24 protein-coding genes are annotated in these 25,770 nt (G+C 45.3%); 18 read left to right on the top strand and 6 right to left on the bottom strand.

Features of this window, described 5'->3' with window-relative positions; translation table 11 throughout:
- Nucleotides 1–186: 186 nt before the first annotated feature.
- From C8R30_RS06045 to C8R30_RS06095, 11 genes are all read left to right on the top strand, one after another.
- On the top strand, nucleotides 187–573 hold the full coding sequence (locus C8R30_RS06045) for an ATP synthase subunit I (RefSeq protein ID WP_090668223.1): 387 nt from the start codon (nucleotides 187–189) through the stop codon (nucleotides 571–573).
- Between the two features lie 44 nt (nucleotides 574–617).
- Nucleotides 618–1,427 (top strand): F0F1 ATP synthase subunit A, encoded by an 810-nt coding sequence (gene atpB / locus C8R30_RS06050; protein WP_090668220.1) that lies wholly within the window; start codon nucleotides 618–620, stop codon nucleotides 1,425–1,427.
- 45 nt (nucleotides 1,428–1,472) lie between these two features.
- Entirely contained in the window at nucleotides 1,473–1,745 is a 273-nt protein-coding gene (gene atpE, locus C8R30_RS06055) for a F0F1 ATP synthase subunit C (protein ID WP_090539839.1), read from the top strand.
- A gap of 39 nt (nucleotides 1,746–1,784) precedes the next feature.
- Complete coding sequence (locus C8R30_RS06060; RefSeq protein WP_107789759.1) at nucleotides 1,785–2,258, top strand: F0F1 ATP synthase subunit B; 474 nt, start codon at nucleotides 1,785–1,787, stop codon at nucleotides 2,256–2,258.
- On the top strand, nucleotides 2,258–2,794 hold the full coding sequence (locus C8R30_RS06065; RefSeq protein ID WP_090668214.1) for a F0F1 ATP synthase subunit delta: 537 nt from the start codon (nucleotides 2,258–2,260) through the stop codon (nucleotides 2,792–2,794). The genes C8R30_RS06060 and C8R30_RS06065 overlap by 1 nt, the downstream gene beginning before the upstream one ends.
- 12 nt (nucleotides 2,795–2,806) lie before the next feature.
- Nucleotides 2,807–4,348, top strand: a complete 1,542-nt coding sequence (gene atpA / locus C8R30_RS06070) for a F0F1 ATP synthase subunit alpha (RefSeq protein ID WP_090668211.1) — start codon at nucleotides 2,807–2,809, stop codon at nucleotides 4,346–4,348.
- Nucleotides 4,349–4,351: 3 nt separating this feature from the next.
- The gene (gene atpG / locus C8R30_RS06075) at nucleotides 4,352–5,233 is read left to right on the top strand and encodes a F0F1 ATP synthase subunit gamma (protein ID WP_107789760.1); all 882 of its coding nucleotides are present in this window, start codon (nucleotides 4,352–4,354) and stop codon (nucleotides 5,231–5,233) included.
- 27 nt (nucleotides 5,234–5,260) lie between these two features.
- The gene (gene atpD / locus C8R30_RS06080; protein WP_090668205.1) at nucleotides 5,261–6,640 is read left to right on the top strand and encodes a F0F1 ATP synthase subunit beta; all 1,380 of its coding nucleotides are present in this window, start codon (nucleotides 5,261–5,263) and stop codon (nucleotides 6,638–6,640) included.
- Between the two features lie 21 nt (nucleotides 6,641–6,661).
- On the top strand, nucleotides 6,662–7,084 hold the full coding sequence (locus C8R30_RS06085; protein ID WP_107789779.1) for a F0F1 ATP synthase subunit epsilon: 423 nt from the start codon (nucleotides 6,662–6,664) through the stop codon (nucleotides 7,082–7,084).
- Nucleotides 7,085–7,733: 649 nt separating this feature from the next.
- Nucleotides 7,734–8,543 carry a cache domain-containing protein gene (locus tag C8R30_RS06090; RefSeq protein WP_107789761.1) on the top strand — a complete coding sequence of 270 codons (810 nt, stop codon included), beginning with the start codon at nucleotides 7,734–7,736 and terminating at the stop codon, nucleotides 8,541–8,543.
- A 99-nt stretch (nucleotides 8,544–8,642) separates the two neighbouring features.
- Entirely contained in the window at nucleotides 8,643–10,796 is a 2,154-nt protein-coding gene (locus C8R30_RS06095) for a sensor domain-containing protein (protein WP_181258705.1), read from the top strand.
- A 12-nt stretch (nucleotides 10,797–10,808) separates the two neighbouring features.
- Here the strand turns inward: C8R30_RS06095 and C8R30_RS06100 are convergent, their stop codons facing one another.
- Both C8R30_RS06100 and C8R30_RS06105 read right to left on the bottom strand, forming a co-directional pair.
- Nucleotides 10,809–11,747 (bottom strand): DUF2157 domain-containing protein, encoded by a 939-nt coding sequence (locus tag C8R30_RS06100; RefSeq protein WP_107783031.1) that lies wholly within the window; start codon nucleotides 11,745–11,747, stop codon nucleotides 10,809–10,811.
- Nucleotides 11,737–12,369 carry a hypothetical protein gene (locus tag C8R30_RS06105; RefSeq protein ID WP_146162682.1) on the bottom strand — a complete coding sequence of 211 codons (633 nt, stop codon included), beginning with the start codon at nucleotides 12,367–12,369 and terminating at the stop codon, nucleotides 11,737–11,739. The genes C8R30_RS06100 and C8R30_RS06105 overlap by 11 nt, the downstream gene beginning before the upstream one ends.
- Before the next feature lie 153 nt (nucleotides 12,370–12,522).
- On the opposite strand from C8R30_RS06105, the gene C8R30_RS06110 reads away from it, so the two are divergent.
- Genes C8R30_RS06110 through C8R30_RS06120 form a run of 3 tightly spaced genes read left to right on the top strand, consistent with a single transcriptional unit; the run spans nucleotide 12,523 to nucleotide 15,453 of the window.
- On the top strand, nucleotides 12,523–14,916 hold the full coding sequence (locus C8R30_RS06110; protein WP_107789764.1) for a heavy metal translocating P-type ATPase: 2,394 nt from the start codon (nucleotides 12,523–12,525) through the stop codon (nucleotides 14,914–14,916).
- 32 nt (nucleotides 14,917–14,948) lie between these two features.
- On the top strand, nucleotides 14,949–15,158 hold the full coding sequence (locus tag C8R30_RS06115) for a heavy-metal-associated domain-containing protein (RefSeq protein ID WP_090668186.1): 210 nt from the start codon (nucleotides 14,949–14,951) through the stop codon (nucleotides 15,156–15,158).
- Nucleotides 15,142–15,453, top strand: coding sequence for a metal-sensitive transcriptional regulator (locus C8R30_RS06120; RefSeq protein WP_420812394.1), 312 nt, complete (start codon nucleotides 15,142–15,144; stop codon nucleotides 15,451–15,453). Before C8R30_RS06115 ends, C8R30_RS06120 begins: the two co-directional genes overlap by 17 nt.
- 22 nt (nucleotides 15,454–15,475) lie before the next feature.
- Here the strand turns inward: C8R30_RS06120 and C8R30_RS06125 are convergent, their stop codons facing one another.
- Both C8R30_RS06125 and C8R30_RS06130 read right to left on the bottom strand, forming a co-directional pair.
- The gene (locus tag C8R30_RS06125; protein WP_107789765.1) at nucleotides 15,476–16,180 is read right to left on the bottom strand and encodes a septal ring lytic transglycosylase RlpA family protein; all 705 of its coding nucleotides are present in this window, start codon (nucleotides 16,178–16,180) and stop codon (nucleotides 15,476–15,478) included.
- Nucleotides 16,181–16,242: 62 nt separating this feature from the next.
- The gene (locus C8R30_RS06130) at nucleotides 16,243–20,424 is read right to left on the bottom strand and encodes an EAL domain-containing protein (protein ID WP_107789766.1); all 4,182 of its coding nucleotides are present in this window, start codon (nucleotides 20,422–20,424) and stop codon (nucleotides 16,243–16,245) included.
- A gap of 351 nt (nucleotides 20,425–20,775) precedes the next feature.
- On the opposite strand from C8R30_RS06130, the gene cysK reads away from it, so the two are divergent.
- From cysK to C8R30_RS06145, 3 genes are read left to right on the top strand one after another with little or no spacing between them, the layout of a single operon-like run.
- The gene (gene cysK, locus C8R30_RS06135) at nucleotides 20,776–21,756 is read left to right on the top strand and encodes a cysteine synthase A (protein ID WP_107789767.1); all 981 of its coding nucleotides are present in this window, start codon (nucleotides 20,776–20,778) and stop codon (nucleotides 21,754–21,756) included.
- A gap of 5 nt (nucleotides 21,757–21,761) precedes the next feature.
- Nucleotides 21,762–22,703, top strand: a complete 942-nt coding sequence (epsC, locus tag C8R30_RS06140; RefSeq protein WP_239654201.1) for a serine O-acetyltransferase EpsC — start codon at nucleotides 21,762–21,764, stop codon at nucleotides 22,701–22,703.
- Between the two features lie 19 nt (nucleotides 22,704–22,722).
- Nucleotides 22,723–23,139, top strand: a complete 417-nt coding sequence (locus tag C8R30_RS06145; RefSeq protein ID WP_107789768.1) for a GlcG/HbpS family heme-binding protein — start codon at nucleotides 22,723–22,725, stop codon at nucleotides 23,137–23,139.
- Between the two features lie 78 nt (nucleotides 23,140–23,217).
- On the opposite strand, the gene C8R30_RS06150 is transcribed toward C8R30_RS06145, so the two are convergent.
- Nucleotides 23,218–23,673 (bottom strand): hypothetical protein, encoded by a 456-nt coding sequence (locus tag C8R30_RS06150; RefSeq protein ID WP_107783023.1) that lies wholly within the window; start codon nucleotides 23,671–23,673, stop codon nucleotides 23,218–23,220.
- A 478-nt stretch (nucleotides 23,674–24,151) separates the two neighbouring features.
- Here C8R30_RS06150 and C8R30_RS06155 point away from each other — a divergent pair, with 478 nt between their 5' ends.
- Nucleotides 24,152–25,162, top strand: coding sequence for a metal-dependent hydrolase (locus C8R30_RS06155; protein WP_107789769.1), 1,011 nt, complete (start codon nucleotides 24,152–24,154; stop codon nucleotides 25,160–25,162).
- A 13-nt stretch (nucleotides 25,163–25,175) separates the two neighbouring features.
- Here the strand turns inward: C8R30_RS06155 and yjgA are convergent, their stop codons facing one another.
- A complete protein-coding gene (gene yjgA / locus C8R30_RS06160; protein ID WP_107789770.1) occupies nucleotides 25,176–25,712 on the bottom strand; it encodes a ribosome biogenesis factor YjgA in 537 nt (178 codons plus the stop codon).
- Nucleotides 25,713–25,770: the final 58 nt, after the last annotated feature.

Here is a 25,770-nt window from a genome sequence, read left to right on the forward strand (position 1 = left end):
TTTGTTGAATTTCACAACAAATATTTCGCTTTACACCCTAATAATTTGCACAACCAGTAGGATGCTCTCGAGAAAATTGATTCATTCCGCGTTGACTCATGGGCTTAAGCAGGTTAGAATCCGCGTTCTTTTATACAAGCGTGTAGACGGATTTTTTCGATTCTAAGTAAAAGAATAATCGTTTTGATGACTTGGATAAGAAACAGATCACTATACGTGGTGATACGCTGGCAAGTGCTATTTACCCTATTCATGGCATTGCTATGTGGATGGATTACGGGAATACACGGTGCATTTTCCGCATTTTTGGGAGGAATGGTAAGTGTGATCTCTTCCCTAGCATATGCAATGATGGTTTCTCGTCATAAAGGATATACAGCGGGTAGCGCGGTTAGAACGGCCTTGAGAGCAGAAGCGGTAAAAATAGTCATCATAATATTTTCCCTCTGGGCAGTGTTCGCAGCGTATACAGAAGTTGTTCCGGTTGCATTTATCGGCGTTTTTATCATGGCGGTTATTATCTTTAGTATGGCTTTGTTCGTGCCGAATGACGCTAAAGATAACACTAAATGAAATAACATAAATAACATCATTTTTCGATAACAAATTCACCAATAATGGCATCAGATCTTGAGCTTACTCCAAACTCGTATATCACCCATCACCTCACAAATCTAACTACATCGGTAGGAGAAGGACCTTTTTGGGTATTGCATGTGGATACCCTTGTGATGTCGGTTATTCTCGGTATTTTGGGAATGGGATCTTTGTGGCTGGTGGTTCGAAAGGCAACACCCGGTGTTCCAACAAAGCGGCAAGCATTTGTGGAATTGCTTATTGAATTTATCGATACACAGGTAAAAAACACGTTCCACGGAAACAGGCATACTTTCGTAGCGCCCGCAGCACTCACCATTTTTGTATGGGTATTGTTGCTGAATACAATGGATTTATTACCCATCGATATTATGGCTTGGGTATATGAAAATGTATTCGGTATACATAATTGGCGTAACGTGCCGACGACGGATGTCAATACAACTTTCGCATTAGCGTTGTCAATATGGTTCTTGATGATATTTTTCAACCTCAAGGTCAAAGGGTTGGGGGGGTGGCTTTTTGAATTATTTTGCACACCATTTGGTAAGAACCCGATTTTGTGGCCGTTGAATTTATTGTTCAACGTAATTGAGTATGTATCGAAACCCCTTTCTCACTCTTTACGGCTTTTCGGTAACATCTACGCTGGTGAAATTATTTTTCTATTGCTAGGTATGTGGGCTGCAACAGGTGTTGCAGGATCTTTTTTCAGCGCTATTCTAGGTGCGGGATGGGCAATTTTCCATATACTTATAGTAACGTTGCAAGCGTTTATTTTTATGATGCTATCTGTGGTTTATCTTTCGATGGCACATGAATCTCATTGATTGGATAAGAGTTTTTTAACATAAATATATAAAAGGAAGGAAAAAATGGAAAATTTGCAGTTTCTCGCGATGATACAAGCTTATACCGGGATTGGCATTGGCTTGATGATTGGATTGGGTGCAGCTGGCGCATGTATTGGTGTGGGTATCATGTGTAGCCGTTTTCTTGAAGGTGCTGCTCGTCAGCCTGAAATGATTCCTACCTTACAAGGTAAAGTATTCTTATTGTTAGGTTTAACTGATGCTTCCTTTATTATCGCAGTTGGTTTAGCAATGCTATTTGCTTTTGGTAATCCGCTATTAGCAGTCGTTCAATAAAATCCATTTTGTATTAATAAAACTTACACGAAGCTGGCTATGAATATTAATTTCACTCTCATATCACAAGCAGTAGCCTTTTCGGTATTTATCTGGTTTACAGTCAAATTTGTATGGCCGCCACTGCTACGCGCAATTGAAGAGCGGCAAAAACAGATTGCTGATGGTTTAGCAGCAGGTGAACGCGGTAAAAAAGAACTGGAGCTGGCAAGTCACAGGTCTTCAGAAGTTTTGAAAGAAGCCAAGCAGCGTGCAACAGAGATCATTACGCAAGCCGAAAAACGTGCTGCCGAGATTGTCGAGGAAGCTAAGGAAAATGCAAAAATCGAAGGAGATCGGATTCTTGTAGGCGCAAAAGCAGAAATCGACCATGAGGTTTTTGCAGCAAAAGAAGCATTGCGTCGACAAATTGCAGATTTGGCTTTAGCGGGCGCTACCAAGATTTTACGTCGTGAGGTCGATGCCAAAGTGCATGCCGATTTACTTGCATCTATAGAGGAAGAATTGAAGTAATGGCCGAGCAAATAACCATTGCTAGGCCTTATGCTGAAGCAGTATTTAAGCTAGCAAAAGAAAAGGATGCGCTATCAGCGTGGTCAGATATGCTGAAAGTGATTTCACAAGTCACGTCATTTGAGCAGGTACAGGCCCTTGTTTCTAATCCAGGCATTACTGCAGATAAATTATTGGCAATAATTTTAGATATCTGTGGAAACAATCTAAATGATGAAGGTAAAAATTTAGTTGCTTTGTTGATTGAAAACAATCGCATAGAAGTACTACCTCAATTAAGCGATTTATATGAACAATTGAAGGCGCAGCAGGAAGGGGTACTAGAGGCTAACATCGCTTCGGCCTATGCAATTTCCGAAAAGCAACTAGAGAAATTAGTTTCAGTGCTTGAAAAAAAGTTTAAATGTAAAATCAAAGCGAAAGTGAATATTGATCCAGAGTTAATAGGCGGAGTAAAAGTTGTAATAGGCGATGAAGTTATTGATAGCTCCGTACGCGGTAAACTCGAAACCATGTCTGTTGCCCTCAAAAGCTAGGAGTTATTAAAAATGCAGTTAAATCCATCAGAAATCAGTGAGCTGATTAAAACTAGGATTGAAGGACTTTCTATTTCCTCGGAGATTCGTACTCAGGGGACTATCGTATCGATAACAGATGGAATTGTCCGTATACATGGTCTATCAGATGTCATGCAAGGTGAAATGCTTGAGTTTCCGGGCAATACCTATGGTCTCGCTCTGAATTTGGAAAGAGATTCGGTGGGTGCGGTTATTCTGGGCGCTTATGAGCACCTTACAGAAGGGGATACGGTCAAGTGTACAGGGCGTATCTTGGAAGTGCCGGTGGGAGAAGGATTATTAGGGCGTGTCGTTAATGCGCTGGGACAACCTATCGATGGCAAAGGACCGATAACTGCTCAGGGAACGGAACCGATAGAGAAAATTGCACCCGGCGTGATCTGGCGTCAATCTGTAGATCAACCTGTTCAAACTGGATTGAAAGCTATTGATTCCATGGTGCCAGTAGGTCGTGGCCAGCGAGAATTAATTATCGGTGATCGTCAAACGGGAAAAACAGCTGTTGCGATAGATGCAATCATTAATCAAAAAGGTGAGAATATGATTTGCATCTATGTGGCCATTGGACAAAAGGCCTCATCGATAGCAAACGTGGTTCGTAAGCTTGAAGAACATGGTGCGATGGAGTACACCATCGTTGTTGTCGCTTCTGCTTCAGAATCTGCTGCAATGCAATTTATCGCACCCTATTCAGGGTGCACCATGGGTGAGTATTTTCGTGATAATGGTCAAGATGCACTCATAGTTTATGATGATTTGACCAAGCAAGCTTGGGCGTACCGTCAAATATCGCTGCTTCTACGACGCCCTCCTGGAAGGGAAGCGTACCCAGGGGATGTCTTTTATTTGCACTCCCGTTTACTTGAGCGGGCTGCCAGGGTAAATCCAGAGTATGTAGAGAAACATACCAATGGCAAAGTAAAAGGCAAGACTGGCTCGCTGACAGCACTACCCATTATTGAAACGCAGGCCGGTGACGTAACCGCATTTGTACCAACAAACGTGATTTCCATTACGGATGGTCAGATATTCTTGGAGACTGATTTATTTAATGCAGGTATTCGTCCAGCAATTAATGCAGGTATATCCGTGTCACGGGTCGGTGGTGCAGCGCAAACCAAAGTGATCAAAAAATTGGGGGGCGGTATTCGCCTGGCATTGGCGCAGTATCGAGAGCTTGCAGCTTTTGCACAGTTTGCATCAGATTTGGATGAAGCGACACGTAAACAATTGGATCGAGGAAAAATGGCGACGGAGTTGATGAAACAATCACAGTTTGCCACCCTCAGTGTTTCAGAGATGGCGCTTACGCTATTTGCCTTGAACAAAGGCTATTTGGACGATGTCGATGTCAAGCGAGGTTTGGCGTTTGAATCTGCACTAAGAAGTTATATGCGAAGCCAGCATGCTGCAATCATGGATAAAATTGAGACAACTAAAAATCTGGATGAAGCAACTGAGCAAGCATTGGCAGAAGCTATCGAAGATTTTAAGAAAAACGGGACCTATTAACCGATGGCTGGAAGCAGGGAAATACGCAATAAAATCAGAAGCATAAAGAATACGCAGAAGATTACTCGCGCCATGGAAATGGTAGCTGCATCAAAAATGCGTAAGGCTCAGGATCGTATGAGAAAGGCGCGGCCTTATGGCGAGAAAATTCGTAATGTGGCTGCACATATGAGTCGAGCAAGTACCGAATATCACCACCCTTTTCTGGTTGAACGCGATACTGTGAAGCGGATCGGCGTAATTGTGATTACTTCTGATAAAGGCTTATGTGGCGGATTGAACACAAATGTACTGCGTAAGGCATTAAATCAAATGCGTGCCTGGGAAGCGGAAGGAGAACAAATCGAAGTTTGTTGCATAGGCAATAAGGGCTTGGGCTTCATGAGCCGAATTGGAGCAAATGTTATTTCGCAGGTAACGGGGCTGGGTGATACACCTAATATCGAAAGATTGATAGGTGCGATCAAAATTGTCCTTGATGGATATACGGCAGATCGTTTCGATCGGGTTTACATATTTTATAATCGCTTTGTTAATACAATGAAGCAAGAACCAACGATGGAACAGTTGTTGCCGCTATCTGATGAGCGCATGAGTGGCGAAGAAAATGACGCGAGTCAGAATAAGTTGTGGGATTACTTATATGAGCCTGAAGCGAAGCCTATTATCGATGACATCATGGTCAGATATGTGGAAGCGTTGATTTACCAGGCTGTGACTGAGAATATGGCATCGGAGCAATCTGCGAGGATGGTTGCGATGAAAGCAGCTTCAGATAATGCGGGTAATTTAATCGACGAATTGACTCTGATTTACAACAAATCTCGTCAAGCTGCTATTACTAAGGAATTATCAGAAATCGTAGGTGGCGCAGCCGCTGTTTAATCAATATTTTAGTATTAGGGAACAATAATGAGCCAAGGTAAAATTGTTCAATGTATCGGGGCGGTCATTGACGTAGAATTTGAGCGGGATAGTATTCCAAACGTTTATGATGCGCTGGTAATGGAAGGCGCAGGATTGACACTGGAAGTGCAGCAACAGCTAGGCGATGGGATTGTAAGAACTATTGCGCTTGGTTCCTCTGATGGTTTGCGCAGAGGAATGATGGTTGATAATACGAAGAAGCAAATCACGGTCCCGGTAGGAACGAAAACGCTTGGCCGTATTATGGATGTATTAGGTAGACCTATTGATGAAATGGGTGATATCGGTGCTGATAAAAGTATGCCAATCCACCGAGCAGCACCCGCCTTTGATGAGCTTTCGGCTTCTACCGAATTGTTGGAAACGGGTATCAAAGTGATTGATTTGATCTGTCCCTTCGCTAAGGGCGGTAAAATCGGTTTATTCGGTGGTGCGGGTGTTGGTAAAACCGTGAATATGATGGAGTTGATCCGGAATATCGCGATAGAACACAGTGGCTATTCTGTGTTTGCAGGTGTTGGTGAACGCACTCGGGAAGGCAATGACTTCTACCATGAAATGAAAGATTCCAATGTATTGGATAAAGTTGCTTTGGTGTATGGTCAGATGAATGAGCCGCCTGGAAATCGTCTGCGTGTAGCTTTGACCGGTTTAACCATGGCAGAAGCTTTCCGTGATGAAGGTCGTGATGTTCTATTTTTCGTAGATAACATTTATCGCTATACACTTGCAGGAACTGAAGTATCCGCACTATTGGGCCGTATGCCTTCAGCAGTGGGTTATCAACCGACGTTAGCAGAAGAAATGGGTCGATTGCAAGAGCGCATCACTTCATCCAAAACGGGTTCAATTACCTCCATACAAGCGGTCTATGTCCCTGCTGATGACTTAACCGATCCCTCTCCTGCTACCACGTTTGGCCACCTTGATGCAACAGTGGTATTGTCACGTGATATCGCATCGCTGGGTATTTACCCTGCGGTTGATCCACTTGATTCCACCTCTAGACAATTAGATCCTATGGTTGTCGGTGAGGATCATTACAACACGGCCCGAGAAGTACAGCAAACACTGCAACGTTATAAAGAACTGAGGGACATTATCGCCATTCTCGGAATGGATGAGTTGTCACCTGAAGATAAGCTCACTGTAAGTAGAGCGCGTAAAATTCAGCGGTTCTTGTCACAGCCGTTCTTCGTTGCGGAAGTCTTCACAGGTTCGCCTGGTAAATATGTGCCTCTTAAAGAAACCATCAAAGGATTTAAAGGTATCGTTAATGGTGAATATGATGATATTCCAGAGCAAGCTTTCTATATGGTTGGTGGCATAGAAGAAGTCATTGAAAAAGCAAAAACGATTCAATAATTAATCACTATAGTGGATAAAATGGGCACAATATTTCATCTGGATATTGTTAGTGCTGAGGAATCAATCTATTCTGGGCCTGCTGAGTTCATGGTTGCGCCTGCACTGATGGGCGAAGTTGGGATTTACCCTCATCACACACCGATGCTAACGCGGATTAGGTCGGGGATGGTGCGTATTAAGGCACCGTTAAAAGATGAAGAATCAGTTTATGTGTCGGGGGGTATGCTTGAAGTACAGCCTGATATAGTCACGATTCTTGCCGATACTGCGATAAGGGGTGAAGATCTCGATGAAGCTAAAGCTTTGGAAGCCAAGAAAAGGGCGGAAGAGGCTATGAAAAATAAAACATCCGAGATTGAATACGCCCGAGCGCAAGCTGAACTGATGGAAGCGGCTGCTCAACTAACAGCGATTCAGAAACTTAGAAAACGCGGTCACTAAATCAGTAGATAGATTTGACTAATCTATCGTCATGGTTCATAGATGAACCATGACGATAGTTAGGCTATTTTCACAGGCGAATATTATCGTTACTGTGATGATGTGCTCTCGCAGTTTTTCAGATTCATGCTAATTCTTTTCACCAAGGCTTAGTTTTAGCGCATTGCCGTTTCAATCCTGCTTACTACGTGTTCTTCATAGTTGCTGATAGGCATACGAGGTGGAAGTATCTAACTGCCTACATCTCATTATCCTTAATTTCTGTACCTTCCATAGATAAAGCTTCGAAATGCAACATTTCGAACGACGCAAATTTTCAGTAATTTGCTACCTGTCTTCACTTTTCACCTGATTAATAACAAAGATTTTTCTTTGTTGGTTACATCCTCCTAGTTGTGTAAATGACACTTGTGCTAAAAAATTGTCAACTTTATCCATTATGAGCAGCTAGCCGCTAAATCAGGTGATTGTATAGTTTGTAACCAATTTGGTATCAAGTTCCTCAGAATTTAGTCGTTGTATGCAGCATGGTTCGTAATCCTGAAATGACTTCTTTTCTGGTTTACAGGAGATCTGTGTAAATCATAAATGAAATACATTGCATAGTCGTTACCTCCTCTTACAAGTGACAGTTTCTATTCAAAAAGGCATGAAAGCAAAATTGTTTTTAACCCAGTATGACCGACGAATAAATTTAGTGGGGAGCTTGATTCTCATAACCCTCATCTTGGTCACGGGTATTTTTGTATATACAACGATGCATCGTCAGAGCGTGCGCCTCTTGGATATGAGTCTTGAAACGCTGTCGCAGCAAGAAGCACAATTGCTAAATAGCCAGATTCAGGCGATGGTCAGCGATACGAAATCGATAAGTGCTCGCTTTTCATTGATTGATGCTTTACAGCAAATAAATAGCCAACAAGGTGAAACAGATGCTATTGAAAAGCTGGAGCAATATGTAAATGCATTGTTGCATAATGGCTTTAACTCCATATCAATTTATGATTATGCCGGTAATAACGTCGTCCAGGCCGGCCCAACCAGCCAGGAATTGACCGAATCCCTTTCTTTTGAGCTCGAAAGCGCGATGATAACGCTCTGGTGGAATGAGCGTTATATACAGCGCATCCAGATGGAAGTATTCGACCACAATGGCCAACAAATTGGGTATATCGTCACGGAAAAAAATCAATCTTTACTCACACAATCTTTGTACGAAATAGGAGCAATTGGTGAAAGTGGTGAGTTTATGCTTTGTACTCCCTGGAGGGAAGATAGATTAAAGATGGAATGCTTCTTGATGAACGCTGCTGGCGTGCAGTTTCGGCGTTTATCCCGTGTGTTGGCCGATAAAGCTTTGCCCATGGACTATGCGTTGAGAGGAGAATCCGGTGTGGTGACAACTGGCGATTATCGTCAGATACGCGTTGTCGCAGCCCATACTCCTGTCGGTGAGTAAGGACTCGGTTTAGTCGTCAAGATTGACGAAGAAGAGTTATATCAACCTATTACTGCGCGGGCAAAAGAAATATTTTTCTATATCATTTTATTGATGGTCATGGCTTTGCTGTTGCTCAATTGGCAACTGATGCCGTTAGTGCGTAAGCTTGTCAGATCAGAGCAAGAAATAGAGAAAGTCAATGCCAATTTGCATAGATCCAAGGAAATTATTGAACGTAATCTTTCTGAATTGACACATTATAACGAAGCGGTTGGTAAACTCGCACTTGTTTCTGTCGCCGATCAGAAGGGACTCATTATTCAAGCTAACAGCAAGTTTTGTGAAGTGAGCGGATACAATGAAGAGGAATTAATCGGACAGGATCACCGTATTCTCAATTCTGGTATCCATCCCAAGGTTTTCTGGACTGAGATGTGGAGAACGGTCTCTCTTGGCGATACTTGGCATGCGGAAGTCTGTAATCGCACCAAGGGAGGAGAGCTTTATTGGGTTGACACGACCATTGTCCCGCTGAGGGACAGTAGCGGGAGGATTTACCGGTATCTTTCGGTGCGTGTCGATATTAGTGCTCGTAAACAAAAAGAGTTGTCGTTATGTCAACAGCTCAAGGAAAGTAACTGCCTCCAGTTAATTCGTCAAGCTATGGATTCAGAGCTATCGGTGAGCAAGCTATGCCAGCACATTTTGGCGCACTTAACCGCTGCTGTGCAATATCCAGAAATTGCTTCCGCTAAAATTGAGTTGGCAGGTGAGCAGTTCGTTACTGATAATTATGTTGAAGTCTTTGCGCAACGATTAAGTGCGGAAATCATCGTTAATGGTAACAACATAGGGGAATTGCAATTAGGCTACCTTGAAAGCAAGCTTTTTTGGCTCCCAGAAGAACAGAATCTCATCGATATCATTGCCAATGATCTGGGCCGATGGTATGAGCGCAAACTGGCAGATCAGCGTATCAGCTATCTGGCGACACATGATAATTTAACCGGTTTGCCAAACTGGCATTTGCTTCAGGATCGTATCGCGCAAGCGATTGCCCATGCAGGCCGTCATCGAAAGCGGGCAGCGATTTTGTTCATCGATCTGGATCGATTCAAGATCATTAATGATTCACTCGGGCATGAAATGGGTGATTTATTGCTAAAAGAAACCGGTATCCGGCTCAGATCGTGTGTGCGTGCTGAAGATACGGTCGCCCGTCAAGGCGGGGATGAATTTGTCGTGCTATTGCAAGGCATTTCAGATCATCAAAGCGCGGGAGCGGTAGCGAAAAAGATATTGGAAGCGATCAAGCAACCTTATCCGATTGGTGGTAAGAAACTACATATCGGGTGTAGCATTGGCATTGCGGTTTTTCCGGATGATGGTGAAAACGCCGATATCCTGCTGAAAAACAGTGATATCGCAATGTATCATGCCAAGGAAATCGGGCGAAACAATTATCAGTTTTTTACTGCGGATATGAATCAGCAAATCATGGAAAGGCATTTGCTGGAAACAGATTTGCGTCGCGCGGCAGAGCGTAAAGAGTTTCAGTTGTATTTTCAGCCTGTTATCGATATGCCTGAGCAGAAACTGAAAAGCATGGAAGCATTGCTACGCTGGAAGCACCCTAAGCTAGGGTCGGTTCCGCCTTCCAAATTTATTTTGCTGGCAGAGGAGACCGGCATGATCATATCTATTGGCGAGTGGGTATTGAAAGAGGCTTGCTTGCAGATCAAAGCGTGGCAGGAACGGGGTTATCAGGTGCCGCGTGTCGCGATCAATTTATCTGCCAGGCAATTCCGGTGTAAAACGCTCGTCGCCGATATTACACGTATTTTAAATGAAACGGGGGTTTCACCTAGTAGCTTGACACTGGAAATTACCGAAAGTATGTTGATCCAAAATGTCGATGAAGCCGTTGAGATTCTTACCCAGCTGAGATTAATGGGGTTTGAGCTATCAATCGATGATTTTGGTACGGGTTATTCAAGCTTAGGTTATCTGAAGTTTTATCCGATCAATATACTTAAAATCGATCGTTCATTCATACAGAATATCGTTTCAGAACCAAATGATGCAGCGATCATTGCGGCTATTCTTGCCATGGCTAAGACACTGAAAGTGGCGGTCATCGCCGAGGGCGTAGAAACGCAAGAACAGGTGACTTTTTTGACGCAACAAGGATGTAACCGCTATCAGGGGTTTTATTTTAGCGAACCGTTAACAGCCGAAGAGCTAGAAAGTAAATTGTGTGCGAGTCAATAGGATAACTTCCCTTTATCTTGATTCACGGAGATAACGATTATTGATTTTCATAGCGACTGAGCCAATAGCGATAAAGGCAATTCCGCATATGATTAACACCAATGGCCAGCCAAGCGTATTACTGAAATGCTCATAGGTGAAATAGCTGATATAAGCCAGCATGGATACTGTACCGATCAGCAATAGAACCCGGCTGCGGGTAGTGGTGCTGATATAGATTAGCGTTGCGCTCAAACCCAAATAAAGCACTTCAAAAGGACTATCTTGTAGCAAATCAAAAGCGGAAATTAGCAACAGACTAGAACCGATTAAATACCAAAATGCAGCGATGGCGCGATGAGGAGAATTACTGAGCGCCCATGAGATGCACATCAGTGATGTTCCAACAGCTAGAGCGATGAGGTTTCCGTCTATTTCCAGGAGGGACATTGCAGTGAAAAAAAAGCTGCAACCGAAAAAAATTGTTGTGAATGCGAGCGTCGTGCGTTGCTTGTAGCAAAATATAGCACCTTGCTGAATGAGCATGATGATCGACATAAACAGAACTCCGTACAACGGATCACCTCCTCGCGAATATTCATCAAGCATGACAACGATCCCAGTCGGTTGGAATAATGCGGCCATCAACAAGAAAGGTGTCGCTGCACGGTCATATTTAGGATGATCCATGGTGGCAAGCCCTAGCAAAAAGGCAATGAATCCTGAACCGAGCGTGATCGCCACACGTTCTCCTGAGCTAAGCTGATCCCATTGCATCCCGATCAAGATACAGATTCCCGCAAAGACCAGAATACTGCCGATGTAGCCAAACATGCGAGAAAGAATACCGTGCGATTGTTGAACAGCAATGGCTTGACTGTCCCTCATGGCCGCCACAACTTCATCCACAGACAAGCGATGATTTTGCGCAATGGTAATGATTTCCTGTAATGCTTCCTGCTTATTGGCCATAGTTTAGCGATCCGTTTTGATCTGAATTGATCATCCATCCAATAAAATTGAAGTTACCGTAAGAATAGGCGTTACCGTAGTCGGGAATGACATAACTTGCACCGCCCTCTTTTTTTATGCGTGGAACATAGCGTCCGGAATGGCCGCCGAAGAGTTCTAACCAAAGACCACGTGAGCGATATTGACCGGGTACGAATTGGTAGCCATCAGGAGATTTACTATTGTTATCGATGAGGACATCCTTGAATTCAGCGACCAGTATTTCGTTGTCGCCAGCATGATCTATATCGCTCGGTATTTGATAATGAATTTTACGTACGCTTCCCTTCTGTCCGTTAAAAACAAATAATTCTTTGAGGTAGACAGCTTCTTGTTCTTTTTTAGGTACAAGCTTCATATACAACTTTTTGTTTTTGATGATGAAATCGACATGCATCGGTGCATGCAGGTCATAGCGTGAGCTGCTGAAAATCAATTCATGCTGTGGAGGTGCTCCAAGCTTTTGGGGTAAATGGCTCGCAACTAAAAACCCTAGAACTAATATGACAGGCAGCGCGAGGCCGATGATCAAGGCAAAATTTGCTTTAAAAAAGTGGTTCTGCGCCATAGGTAATGGTCTCATTCGATATGCTGAAAACGTACTATGCCTGAAGCCGTTGTAACAGAAAAGAGATATCGCTTGTGTAAGCAGAATATACCCCTTATAGGTATTGACTAATACCCTTATGGGGTATATGATCGCTGCAGCTTTATTATTGAAATAAGGAGCACCACAATGAATGTATTGGCCTCTAAACATATTGAACTCCCGATAGAAGGGATGACTTGTGCAGCATGTGCGGCGCGTATAGAAAAAAATCTCAATAAATTGCCTGGTGTTAAAGCAGCAGTCAATTTTGCCAGCGAGAAGGCGACGATAACGTTTGACGAGATGGCAACCCCACCTCAAACGTTAATTCATTCGATCGAGAAAACCGGTTTCAATGTCGTACCTCATTCGGTTCAATTGCAAATCAGCGGCATGACTTGTGCTGCTTGCAGCAGCCGTATCGAAAAAGCTTTGACTAAAATGGCGGGCGTTACCGCTAACATCAATCTAGCGACAGAAATTGCCAGTGTGACTTTCATACCAGGGACAACTACGGTAGGCGATCTCATTGTGGCCGTGGAAAAGGCAGGCTATGGTGCAACAGTGATGAATGCGGTAAATCGTAATGAAGAAAAAGCAAGGCGACTAGCCGCTTATCAGGCAGAATTTCGTATGTTTCTGATCTCGGCTGCCCTTACATTACCCTTTATGTTGCAAATGGGGGTCATGCTTAGCGGAGACCATACAGATTGGTTGCCTCGGTGGTTACAGTGGTTATTGGCGACCCCGATTCAATTTTGGGTAGGTAGGCGTTTCTATAGCGGAGCTTGGCATGCTTTGCGAGGGGGTGGCGCCAACATGGACGTATTGATCGCATTGGGAACCAGTATGGCCTATTTTTTTAGTGCCGCTGTTACGCTTTTTGCACTTGATCAGCATGTTTATTTCGAAGCGAGTGCTGCCATCATTACGCTGGTATTATTGGGCAAATTAATGGAGGCACGAGCTAAAAGCAAGACTTCAGCAGCTATCGAGGAGCTCATCAAATTACAGCCTAAAACAGCAAGAATCGAACGTGATGGCCAGATTATCGAAGTCGATGTGAACACCCTCAAGCAAGGCGATATTTTTATCGTACGCCCAGGAGAACGTTTGCCTGTAGATGGAGAGGTGATCGAAGGGGTGTCCAGCGTGAACGAGTCGATGTTGACGGGCGAAAGTCTACCTGTAACAAAACGTGCAGGTGCAAAGGTGTTCGCAGCGACTCAGAATCAGGAGGGGTTATTGAAATGTCAAGCAACCCGCGTCGGGGCTCAGACACAACTCGCAGCTATCATACGTTTGGTAGAAGAAGCTCAAGGTTCCAAAGCGCCCATTCAGCGGACAGCAGATGCGATTGCAGCCCTATTTGTACCCGTTGTCGTTGGTATCAGCCTCTTGACTTTGATTTTAACCTGGTGGTTGACAGAAAATTTCGTTCTCTCACTGATCAATGCGGTGGCTGTGCTGGTGATTGCTTGCCCCTGCGCATTGGGATTAGCCACACCGACAGCTATCATGGTCGGTACAGGGCGCGGTGCGCAAGTCGGTGTACTTGTAAAAAATGCGACGGCACTCGAACATGCGGAGAAAATTAGAACTTTAATCGTAGATAAAACAGGCACGCTTACAGAAGGTAAACCTGTTGTCACGGATATCGTTCCGGAAGCATCGATCGCTGAACACACTCTGTTACAAATTGCGATGACATTGGAACAAGGCTCAGAACACCCGCTCGCTAAAGCCGTACTGGAATATGCCGCACACTTGCGTATTCGTTCCCTACCGATGAGCGATTTCAAAGCGGTGACCGGCAGTGGAATCATGGCAAAAGTACAAGATGTCGAGTATGTACTTGGTTCACCCAAATTTCTACAGTCACAAGGTGCCGTCATAGACGAATCGCTCATTGCGTCACTTCAAGCGGAAGGCAAAACCGTAGTGGGGGTAGCCGCGAAATCAGGAAGTTTAAGCCAAGTGCTAGGCTATCTGGCTATTGCCGACCGGTTGCGTACTACCTCGGAGCAAGCAGTTAAACGACTCCAAGCGATGGGTATACAAGTCATCATGCTAACGGGCGATAATTCAGCCACAGCTGCGGCGATTGCCAAGCAGGCAGGGGTAATGCACTACCATGCAGAAATCTTGCCACAAGAAAAAGCGGCTGAAGTAAACAAAATTAAGGGCAATGGAGAATTCACCGGCATGGTTGGAGATGGTATTAACGATGCGCCTGCACTGGCTGCGGCTGACGTGAGTTTCGCTATGGGAACGGGTTCCGATGTCGCAATCGAAGCAGCAGATATTACGCTGATGCATAATGATTTAATGAGTGTGGCCGACGCTATCTCGCTTTCCCGGGCAACACTGCGCAAGATTCGTCAAAACTTGTTCTTTGCTTTTATTTACAATGTGCTAGGCATACCGTTAGCGGCGATCGGTATGCTCAACCCGATTATCGCCGGCGCCGCGATGGCGATGAGCTCTGTATCGGTCGTGAGTAATTCGCTATTGCTCAAGCGTTGGCAGGCAGGCAGTTAATCAAATTTATTCATACTAAAAAGGATATCGATATGCAAACGACGGTCATCAATATTAAGGGTATGACTTGCATGGGATGCGTAAGCAGTATTAAAGCCGTATTGGAAAAAATACCGGGTGTGAGCCATGCTGAAGTGTCATTAGAAGATGCACAGGTAAGAATCGAGTTTGACGAATCGCGCACAGGGATAGACCATTTTAAACATACTATAGAGGATGCAGGATTTGAAGTCATTACCTAGTAATCAACCTTGCCATACGCCCAATCGAGTGATACAGCCTGATAAGGAAGCGCTGATAAAGCGTCTTAACCGGATCGAAGGCCAAGTAAGAGGCGTTGCTAAAATGATCACTGAGGACCGCTATTGTGTGGATATCCTGAATCAGGTTTCCGCCTTGCAGTCAGCATTGGATGCGGTAGCGATACGATTGCTTGAAAACCATGCTCATGGCTGTGTGCATCATGCCATTCAATCCGGAAATGGTGAAGCGGCGATCGACGAGCTTATGACCGTGGTACGAAAATTTGCCCGTTAGTGTCCAGTGTAGAGGGGTGCGTTTACTTGCTACGGGATAGGCAGGCAATGACATGATTGCGGAAAAATGAGCCTGTCAAACCAAGAATACTGGCTTCGTTTTGGCATTGGCGAAAGCGTGGGTGGGTTGTTGTATCGTTCCTCTGGCGTGCAGGTAATCGCGGGATGGGTTCGTCTGGGACAGCAGTGAAGTCAGAAGGCAGAGATTCCATATCGAGACGAACAGGAATCATGCCGGCCGAACCAAAATTAAGGTGTAGGGCGGCTTGTTTTGACAAATTGATGATTCGGTTCCCACCCCCACCCCAACGGTCATTAATCCTTACGATGATATGCTGCTGGTTTTTGAGATTGGTTACGCGTATCTGGCTTCCTAGGGGTAATGTTCTATGCGCTGCGGTTAATTGTCTGGGATCGTAGGGCTCGCCACTCGAGGTGAGCCGCCCTTCCATATCCGATGCATAGTAAGTGGCCATACCGGTTTCTGAGGGCCAGTGCTCTGTTTGAGGAGCATTGTCTAGGGGAGGTGCTGATATTAGATGGGTTTCCTCGTCTAATTTTTCCGGTGTGTTAGGTAACGGATAACCGCTTTCTACAGGAAGCTCTGCATCCTGAGCTGATTTTGATTCGGTATTAACAGGGGCTAACGGCAGTATATCGCGATGGTGCGGTTGAGTCGTGCATGCGCTTAAGAATAAAATGGTAATACCTATTCCTGATCGATTCATCGCAAGATACTCCCATTTGCTGAAGATGGATGGATTCTATCATTGATTTCGGTATCTAGGATTTATGATGAACAGGGAATGGCCGCTCCTGGACGCCCAAGGTAATAGCCTTGGGCAAGGTTGACGCCCAGGCTTTTTATCATTTTCATGGTGGCAGCATCTTCGACAAATTCAGCAACCGTTGCTTTTCCCAATCCACGAGCAACTTCTACCATAGCTTTGACAAAAATCTGATTGTCCCGGTTACTGGGAAGATCATGAATGAATGAGCCGTCTATTTTGAGTATTTCAACACCGAGATACTTCAGATAGCTGAAGGTAGAAAACCCACTGCCAAAATCATCCAGGCACACACGGCACCCTGCTTGATGAACGGCTTCAATGAAGCGTTGAGCGTCTTGAATATCGGATACGGCTGCGGTCTCAGTGAGTTCGATGATGAGACGTCTGGGATCGACCTTGAATTCGGTTAATAACCCGCGGATATAATGAGGTATTGCTGGATCATCGAAGGTACGGCCCGAAATATTAATCGCTATCGACGGCATATCCGTACGCTGGCTGAGCAGCAAAATACACTGCTTTATCACCCATCGGTCTATATTGACGATCTGTCCATTTTTTTCTGCAATTGGAATGAATTGGCCTGGCATGATCAAATTATCGGGTGCATCGAGGTCTCGCATCCTGACAAGGGCTTCTAGGTGGGCTAGCGATCCTTGATTTGTTTCATAGACACCTTGAAAGTGAATTTCAAAAAGATCTTGCTCAAGGGCTTGTGCGATTCGGTTATACCAAGTCATGCGGTGTACCATGGCCTCAGAAGCGTCGCGTGTCGGATCGTACACGGCCCAGGTATTCTTGCCTTTATTCTTGGCTTGATACATTGCGGCATCGGCATGCGCGATGAGATCTTCCGCTGTTTCGCCATGTTCAGGAAAGACGGCGACCCCGACACTACTGGTCAGGCGAAGGTTTGTCTCCCGGAAGCGCATCGGAATTGAGGCAACCGTTCCAACAATACGCGCTGGCAGGGCAGTGATGTCATCTTTAGGCTGGAGTTGACTCAAAATGGCAAATTCATCGCCCCCCAAGCGCGCAAATATATCGATTTGCCGGACTATGGTGGAAATTTCGCCAGCCGTTCGAACCAATACCGTATCTCCCGCCCGATGACCAAAGGTGTCATTGATGTATTTGAAATCATCCAAGTCAAAATAGAGCAAGGCAAATTTGCTTTGATTGCGCAAAGAGACTGCGATCAAGTCATCCAGTTCTTCCTGGAAACGGTGACGATTATATAGCCCCGTCAGGGGGTCGCGTTCGGCCAGGTAAATGAGCTGTTGTGCCGTTTGCCTTTCTTGGGTAACGTCTTCATAGATCCAAAGCCTGCCAATAGCGCGATTTTTGATATCGTAAACCGGGTAGGACAATTGCGTCAGAATGCGTCCATCGTTGAGCTCGATCTCAAATCGTTCACTGATTTCATGTGCATCCAGTTCGGCAAGTACGTAGCTTGCGGCATGAGGAGGTTGAACATAATGCTTAGTAGCGTGCTCAAGTAACGTGCGGGTTGACAGATTCAGTAAGTTTTCTCGTTCACTGATTCCCCACATCCGCAGAAATGCGGGATTGAGATATTCGATGCATTGTTTTTCGTCCTCAAACAGAATGCCGATGTTCATTGCGGATAATAGCGCACTCATGCGGCTCTGTTCTCGTTCCGCAAACGTACGCAGTTCACGCTGATGCTTTTCAGAAATACGCAGCTCTTCGATGACTGAATTTAATTTTTCTTCTGCTTGTCTTTGCATCGTGATATCAAAAACGACGCCTTGAAGCAAAATGGGCTTCCCTGCACTGTCTTTCAACCAGGTGGCTTCATCCCTCACCCAAGCGACTGTGCCATCTTTCTTGATCATACGATATTCCCTGTTATAGGATTCGCCTGTCGCAAGGCTCGCAGAAAAGCTATCGAAAATTCGTTCTCGATCATCATCGTGTATCTGTTTAACCCATAGATGGGGATCGTTAAGCCATTCCTGCACACTAAAGCCAAACTGAGTTTCTATTTGTGGGCTAACATAAAAAATGTGTGCAATCGGATTGATATCGACGATATAGGTGACAGCGGGAATTTGCTCAATCAGCGTTCGGTATTTCGATTCCACTTGCATCCGATCAGTTACGTCTCGCGCATATCCCAGGACACCAATGATTTCTCCGCTGGTATCCCGTAAGGGTAGCTTTAAGGTGTCGAACCAGCGTAGCTGCCCATTTGCGAGTGTCGCCGGGTCAGCAGGATTATGTATGGTTTTTCCGGAGAGTGCCTCATTGTCATCGGCATGAAACCCCTTTATGCCCTGAGCCGGATCGCCCACACACAAATGCTGCGGCCAAAAATCAGAATCGGGTTTTCCGATCATTCCTTCTGGATCAATGCCTTGGCTATTGGCCAACGCTTGATTGACCAGCATAAAACGATGTAGCTTATCTTTAACGAATATCCAATCTGGGGTTGCGTCAATTACTGTGCGCAGTAATGATTTTGCGTGTTTGATGGCTTCTTCAGCAAACTTTCGTTCGCTGATATCTTGAACAGTACCGAGTGCTTCGATAGGCTTGCCGCTATTGTCAAAAGTAACTTCAGCCTGTTCTTTGACCCATTTGATTTTCCCGCTAATATGAATCCGGTGCTCGATATCATAAGGTTCGCCCCGCAAAGCGGCTTGCCAAGCATTCTCAACCAGACTGCGATCTTCTGGTACAACGTAGGTAAGGAAGTGTGCATAATCCAGAGGTGTACATTCTTTAAAACCGAAGATTTGAAAGGTTTCCTCAGACCACGTCAGCACGTTATTTTTTAAATCTAAATGCCAGCTGCCCAGCTTGGCAAGAGATTGTGCGCGGCGCAGTGCTTCTTCACTTTTACGTAACGCCAGCTCCTTAGCTTTCCGGTCACTGATATCCGTATGTATGCCTAACATGCGTAGTGGGTGATTGCGCTCATCCCGCTCAACAATCTTACCCGTCGAAAAGATCCACTTCCAATCACCTTGCTGGGTTAATTGGCGAAATTCTACCCGGTAGTCATCGCATTGGCCCTGTAGGTAGTCCTGGTAGAGTCGACAAACGGCTTCTCGATCTTCCGGGTGCATGCGGTCACGCCAGCGGTTGTGGGTTTCCTCGAAAGTTTGTGGATCGTATCCCAGCATCTGGGCATATTCGGGGCTAACGGTTGTCGATCCGGTTTGCACATTTAGATCAAAAAAACCTTGATTTGATGCAATCAGCGCCATGCGGAGACGAGATTCACTGTCGCGCAAATTTTGTATGGCGAGCCGTCTTCCTGCCTGAATGCCGATCATCATGTACGAGATAAGCACTGTCGTTGCGATGAACAGAGATAAAGTTAGTTGGTCGATGTGGAAGTTGCCTCGAGCAAACGGACCAAGATTTTGAGAGGTTCCCCAAACGGCAAGTAAAGTAATCGATAAAGCGGCAATGGAAGCGCCGAGGACATCAAAACGCAGCCCCGCCCAAATCAATGGGGGAAATACCAGAAAGGCAAGCGAGAGTTTAAGATGGCCGAGTGAGAGGGTATCGCCGAAAACGAGCCATGTCATCGCAATACAGCAGCCCATCACTAATATAAGTTCAAAGCGACGGTGAACATGCCGATGTCCTGATGTTGCCTGATAGCTTGCCCATGCAAGCAGGGGAGGTGCAAAAATCATGACGCCAATCGTATCGCCTAGCCACCAAACTAGCCACGCACTCAGAATTAACTCACCTGGCAACAATTCGCTCACATAAAGCGACAATATGCCATTGGTTGCGCTCAATACCATGATGCAGGACGCAACTAGGATAAATACGACGACATCCTTTCCATGCGTGAAAATGTGATCGAAAGAGATACTTTTTTTTAGAATGAGTGCGCCGAGTAACGGAGCGAGGGTATTGCCGAATGCGATAGTAAGCGCAGCCCCAAGGGGGAGCGCTCCTGCAGATAAATTAATCAACAAAGAACCGAGGAAAATACCTGGCCAACATACGGTCCCCCATACTAATACCGCTACCAGTGCAATACCGGAGGGTGGCCAGAGTAATGTAATATTCGAGCCTATATAAGGCATACTCAAACCAAAAGAGCCTGCCAAAAAATATACGGTGGCCAATGCGAAAATGCGGAGAGCCAAAGATCGTGACAATGTAAAAGATGTAAAGGAGAATGATTTCATATCAGGATTTACTGCGACTAGAAAGAGTGTAATAGCCGAATTGTGGTGGATCAGATCGATAAATGTCCGCTACGCAGGCACAAAACCGTGTCATCCTCTGATAACATATCGTTACACTGACTACCTATAATTACATTCATGTGCGCTAATCGATATCAATGCATAAAACCATCCTTTTGAATTCCATAGTTATCAATAGATTGGCAGAAACCGCATTATAGTATTAGAGTCTGATTTTATGTCATTTAAATTTCAAAAGCGCTCACTAGCGTAGGAAAGTAGAAAGTATATTGAATATATTTTTTGTTCAGATGAGCAAAGTGTTAAGCCAACCAGAAAAAGGAACGTTTTATGCCAAATTGGTTTTCCGATAATACCCAATCGATTGGGCGTACCCCGTTGGTTCGGCTCAATCGCATCACGGAGGGAGCAGTCGCGACCGTACTCGCTAAGATAGAAGGACGTAATCCTGCGTACTCGGTCAAATGTCGTATCGGAGTGGCGATGGTCGAGGATGCAGGGCGTCGTGGATTGCTTGTCCCAGGCAAAACATTGGTAGAGCCAACGAGCGGGAACACCGGCATTGCACTGGCTTTTGTCGCTGCCGCGCGTGGCATCCCGCTCACATTGACAATGCCGGAAACGATGAGTATCGAGCGCAGAAAGTTGTTGGTTGCTTTTGGCGCCAATCTCGTTCTCACTGAAGGGGCTCGTGGTATGAGCGGAGCGATTGCCAAAGCGAATGAAATCGTAGCCTCGGATCCAACACGTTATGTATTGTTACAACAATTTAAGAATCCGGCTAATCCAGCAATCCATGAACAAACGACAGGCCCTGAAATTTGGCAAGATACCGATGGTGCAGTCGATATTTTTGTCGCAGGGATCGGAACGGGCGGTACGATGACAGGGGTATCCCGTTATATCAAGCGTACCAAAGGAAAAACGATGACATCTGTTGCAGTAGAGCCCACAGCGAGTCCCGTCATTACTCAGCAGCGGTCAGGTCAACCTTTGGTTCCAGGACCCCATAAGATTCAAGGAATCGGTGCAGGTTTTGTACCAGAGAATCTTGATCTTTCTTTAGTGGATGAGGTTGAGCAGGTAAGCAATGAGGAGGCCATATCGTTTGCACGCCGCCTCGCTCGTGAAGAAGGGATTATTTCGGGTATATCCAGCGGGGCTGCGGTAGCTGCAGCTCTGCGGCATGCAAAGCGACTGGAAAATACAGGAAAGACAATCGTTGTCGTTTTACCAGATTCCGGGGAGCGCTATTTGAGTAGTATGCTCTTTGAGGGTATGTTCAATGAACAAGGATTGAATATAGAGTGACGAATGTGAATAGAATTAGCGATCTCCAGCTAAGAAGCACCTATCTGGAGATTGACCAGATCGTGGGTGAGTTACGTACTTTACGAATCGCTTCGCTGGAGCATCGGCAGGGACATAAGCGTCCACCCAAACTTCCCTCACGAAAAATTCTGGTAGGTGTCGCCGAAGGGTTGAGTGCGGCGATGTTTCCAAATCGCCTGGGTTCTGCCGACCTGGCTGATGAAGGGGTGGATCATTATGTTGGACACACTTTGAATACCACTTTGCGCGCGCTGCTGGTCCAGATTCAGCATGAATTGCATTTCAACTCTGGACTGGAATCCTTGAATGACGAAGATCGTGAACGCGCAGTAGAAATTACACAAGCATTTGCCAAACGGCTACCTGCCATCCGCAGTTTGTTGGAAACCGATATCGTCGCTGCTTATGAAGGCGATCCGGCCGCGCATAGCGTAGATGAGGTGCTGGTATGTTATCCAGGCATCATGGCCATTACTTATTACCGGTTGGCACATGAATTACATTTACTGGGTGTTCCGCTGATTGCGCGGATGATTTCCGAAATTGCGCATTCGTCGACTGGAATAGAAATTCATCCAGGTGCGCGAATCGGCGGTAGCTTTTTTATCGACCATGGCACCGGTGTCGTGATCGGAGAGACCGCGATCATCGGCCGTAACGTAAGGCTTTATCAGGCGGTTACATTAGGCGCCAAGCGCTTTCCGGTCGATGAGCATGGTGCTTTGGTAAAAGGTATTCCACGCCACCCGATTGTCGAAGATGATGTGGTGATTTATGCCGGGGCGACGATTTTAGGACGCATTACGATTGGACGAGGTTCGACGATAGGCGGGAATGTTTGGTTAACACGGAGTGTGCCGCCTGGCAGTCATATCACCCAGGCACAAATCCGCCATGAAACTTTTGAAGGTGGAGCGGGGATTTAGAATTATTTAAGGAGCAACCATGATAGCGCATAAGCTTTGTTTGACACTCGATGATGCCAAGATAATTGCTGCAGCCGCGGAAGCTGAAGCTAGGCGCAATGATTGGCCGGTCGTCATTGCAATCGTGGATGATGGCGGACACCTGCTGTTTTTGTTGCGGCTGGATAATACGCAATATGGCAGTATTGAAGTTGCCATACAGAAAGCGCGATCCGCAATCGCTTTCCGGCGGCAAACCAAAGTACTGGAAGAACAGGTTACCCAGGGACAGGTTCGTTATCTGGGTTTGCCAGGTGCTATACCCATCGAAGGCGGCTTACCGATTGTGGTGGAAAACCAATTTATTGGCGCAATCGGCGTCAGTGGTGTGCGATCGCATCAAGATGCCCAAATTGCTCAGGCGGGTATCGACGCTCTTGAGCAGCATACCCCATGAAGGTCAATTTCAGCCGGAATACAATAGTGCTGCCTTCATTTGTGGGGCAAAGCCGATCTAATTTCGTATTCCCTATCCTTAAACGACAAAGAATTTGGTGACGATCTCTTCTGGAGTTTGTATAGGTTCGCTGACAGAAATTTGTAACAAACCCAGGATATTATGCAGGTTATCTGCAGCGGTAATTGCGTGAGTAAACGCCTGTTCGGTGCTGTTTTCTGCCATACTCCCATTTTGCTGGGTCATAGAGCACATTTGACCTAGGGCATCGCATAGCTGATTGGTGTAGCTTTGCGCTTGTTGTAGCTTGCCGGAAATTGCACCATCGGCATCTATCTGAATATTCAATTCCTGGATAGCGATAATTGCTTTTCCAGCAAAGGCGGTATCTGCCGTCATTTGGGCTGCCATTCTGCCTAATTGGGACAACGTAGGGACCGTATCTTTGAGCAAATCAAGACTGCGGACGTTTTCAGCAATGATTTCCTGACTGAAGGCATATATATCTGTATAAAGCTTGTTTGACTCTATCATCTTGTGTTTTCCTAATAGGATGTGCTTCTTTTTATTAACGCAACATTAAGGGGCATCTTTAGTATATGCTTTAGAAAAATATATCAAGCTATCCCACTCATTTGATCAGTCCCTTTGTATTCATTGATCTATCTTTTTGTTTGATAAGTAAAATTAACACGCTTAGTGACTATTTCCGCATAGGGTAGATCATTTTGCCAAGCTTTAACAGTAAAAATACTATTGCTTGTGCAGCTTTTAAATTGCTGTATTGCTAATTATCTATTAAATAGTCGAATTCAGGGTGTAGGATCGATTTTTAGATAGCTTGCATGTAAGGGAATCAGCAGCATTTTGTCATTTTCGTTTAGGATGATGTTCATTAGGATGCGTGGCGTTAACGATATAACAAGCAGGTATACGAATAGCGATGTGACAACTAAACAGGGTAAACTAACAACCCGTTATAAAATTTAAGTTTGCTTTAATTCTTTAGAAAATGGATTTACTCACACAGGGGTTGTTGGGTGCGGGTCTTGCCCAGGCGGGCGCACGACAACACGAAACCCGTATCGCCACAGGGGTTGGATTTTTTGCTGGCTTGTTAGCCGACGCGGATATTTTGATACAGTCATCTAATGACCCCTTGCTCACCGTCGAATTTCACCGTCATTTTACACATTCACTTTTTTTCGTTCCGCTGGGGGCGCTCATTGCGGCGGCCATACTTTGGTTGTTTGTTCGAAGGCGGCTATCGTTCTCACGGCTATATTTATTTTGTTTTCTTGGTTACTGTTTGAGTGGTGTACTGGATGCATTGACGAGCTATGGCACCCATTTGTTCTGGCCAGTCAGTGAAGGGCGTGTCGCACTCAATATTATTTCCGTCATCGACCCCATTTTCACTTTGATTTTGTTGATTGCGGTTATCTATGCGTATAAGCAGCATAAAACGATTGTTGCCAGAATGGGTTTGACGATCGCAGGAATTTATCTTGTGTTTGGTTGGATGCAGTTACAACGTGCGGAAGCGGTGGCAACAACCCTGGCTGCTTCGAGAGGGCATACCATTGAGCAATTGATCGTGAAACCTACTTTGGGAAACTTGGTGCTATGGCGTTCCATTTATGAAACCGATGGCAAATTCTATGTTGATGCAATTCGAGTCGGTTTATTTTCGGAAGCGCGTGTTTATGCAGGAGATTCCATCACAAAATTCGTGCCTACGTTGCATCTAGATCCATTACCTGAAAACTCAGTCTTGGCGAAGGATATCGCGCGCTTCACGGTTTTTTCAGATGGCTTTGTCGCAATTCAACCTGATCAACCCAATCTATTGGTCGATGTGCGTTACTCAAATTTGCCGACAACGGTTTCACCATTGTGGGGTATAGAAATGGATATGCAAAACCCTGGGCAGCATGCCCACTACAGGTTATTCAGGGATGCATCCAAGGAAACCCGGCAGAAATTTCTTACCTATTTGATGGGGGAGCCGATAGAGCATTAACCGACTAGCATTTTTACGAAAGATTCGATGTGGCGTTTTCCGGGATCACCGTCCGCAATTCCTGGAACAAAGCTCGGAAACTTTTTGGGGGTTTTCCTGCCAACTTTTCCTTATGCGCATTACGCGCCAGTGTTCGCAGGCGATGAAGATCGGCGTGCGGGTAATGCTGCCCAAATTCAGTAAAAGCGGCTTCATCCGTCATTAAACGTTCCCGCCAGTTTTCCACTAGATGCAGCCAAGCGGTATGTTTCACGCCGGTGCTATGAAATGCACTGATTTTTTCCTGGATGGGCGCGGCATCAATATCCCGCATCAGTTTGCCGATATATTGCAACTGACGCCGCCGAGCGCCATGTTTGGTCAGGCGTTTAGCTTCAAGGATGGCATCTAACAGTATTTCAGGTAAATCGATTTCGGTGATTTGTTTGCTATCGAGCGCCACCAATTGTTCGCCTAGCTCCTGCAGTGCATGCATGGCATGCTTGCGACGCGTTTTGCTTGGTGGCAATGTTTGTTCTTGCTCTAATTCGTCTGGGATGTCATTTTGCATGGTGAGTGGTGTAATGCAATCCTAAGAAGCTGTTATCATAGCGCTCTTTGAGCATGCA

Origin of the sequence: Nitrosomonas nitrosa (assembly GCF_003051105.1) — a bacterium.
GTDB lineage: Bacteria > Pseudomonadota > Gammaproteobacteria > Burkholderiales > Nitrosomonadaceae > Nitrosomonas > Nitrosomonas nitrosa.

Bases quoted from the DNA above. Each gene is read 5' to 3' on its own strand.
- C8R30_RS06100 (WP_107783031.1), bottom strand. From the start codon at position 11,747: ATGGCCAATAAGCAGGAAGCATTACAGGAAATCATTACCATTGCGCAA.
- C8R30_RS06145 (WP_107789768.1), top strand. From the start codon at position 22,723: ATGATAGCGCATAAGCTTTGTTTGACACTCGATGATGCCAAGATAATT.
- C8R30_RS06090 (WP_107789761.1), top strand. From the start codon at position 7,734: ATGAAAGCAAAATTGTTTTTAACCCAGTATGACCGACGAATAAATTTA.
- yjgA (WP_107789770.1), bottom strand. From the start codon at position 25,712: ATGCAAAATGACATCCCAGACGAATTAGAGCAAGAACAAACATTGCCA.
- C8R30_RS06045 (WP_090668223.1), top strand. From the start codon at position 187: ATGACTTGGATAAGAAACAGATCACTATACGTGGTGATACGCTGGCAA.
- C8R30_RS06060 (WP_107789759.1), top strand. From the start codon at position 1,785: ATGAATATTAATTTCACTCTCATATCACAAGCAGTAGCCTTTTCGGTA.
- C8R30_RS06150 (WP_107783023.1), bottom strand. From the start codon at position 23,673: ATGATAGAGTCAAACAAGCTTTATACAGATATATATGCCTTCAGTCAG.
- C8R30_RS06155 (WP_107789769.1), top strand. From the start codon at position 24,152: ATGGATTTACTCACACAGGGGTTGTTGGGTGCGGGTCTTGCCCAGGCG.
- C8R30_RS06095 (WP_181258705.1), top strand. From the start codon at position 8,643: ATGGCTTTGCTGTTGCTCAATTGGCAACTGATGCCGTTAGTGCGTAAG.
- atpB (WP_090668220.1), top strand. From the start codon at position 618: ATGGCATCAGATCTTGAGCTTACTCCAAACTCGTATATCACCCATCAC.
- C8R30_RS06130 (WP_107789766.1), bottom strand. From the start codon at position 20,424: ATGAAATCATTCTCCTTTACATCTTTTACATTGTCACGATCTTTGGCT.
- C8R30_RS06065 (WP_090668214.1), top strand. From the start codon at position 2,258: ATGGCCGAGCAAATAACCATTGCTAGGCCTTATGCTGAAGCAGTATTT.
- C8R30_RS06085 (WP_107789779.1), top strand. From the start codon at position 6,662: ATGGGCACAATATTTCATCTGGATATTGTTAGTGCTGAGGAATCAATC.
- C8R30_RS06125 (WP_107789765.1), bottom strand. From the start codon at position 16,180: ATGAATCGATCAGGAATAGGTATTACCATTTTATTCTTAAGCGCATGC.
- atpA (WP_090668211.1), top strand. From the start codon at position 2,807: ATGCAGTTAAATCCATCAGAAATCAGTGAGCTGATTAAAACTAGGATT.
- cysK (WP_107789767.1), top strand. From the start codon at position 20,776: ATGCCAAATTGGTTTTCCGATAATACCCAATCGATTGGGCGTACCCCG.
- atpE (WP_090539839.1), top strand. From the start codon at position 1,473: ATGGAAAATTTGCAGTTTCTCGCGATGATACAAGCTTATACCGGGATT.
- C8R30_RS06105 (WP_146162682.1), bottom strand. From the start codon at position 12,369: ATGAGACCATTACCTATGGCGCAGAACCACTTTTTTAAAGCAAATTTT.
- C8R30_RS06110 (WP_107789764.1), top strand. From the start codon at position 12,523: ATGAATGTATTGGCCTCTAAACATATTGAACTCCCGATAGAAGGGATG.
- atpD (WP_090668205.1), top strand. From the start codon at position 5,261: ATGAGCCAAGGTAAAATTGTTCAATGTATCGGGGCGGTCATTGACGTA.
- atpG (WP_107789760.1), top strand. From the start codon at position 4,352: ATGGCTGGAAGCAGGGAAATACGCAATAAAATCAGAAGCATAAAGAAT.
- C8R30_RS06115 (WP_090668186.1), top strand. From the start codon at position 14,949: ATGCAAACGACGGTCATCAATATTAAGGGTATGACTTGCATGGGATGC.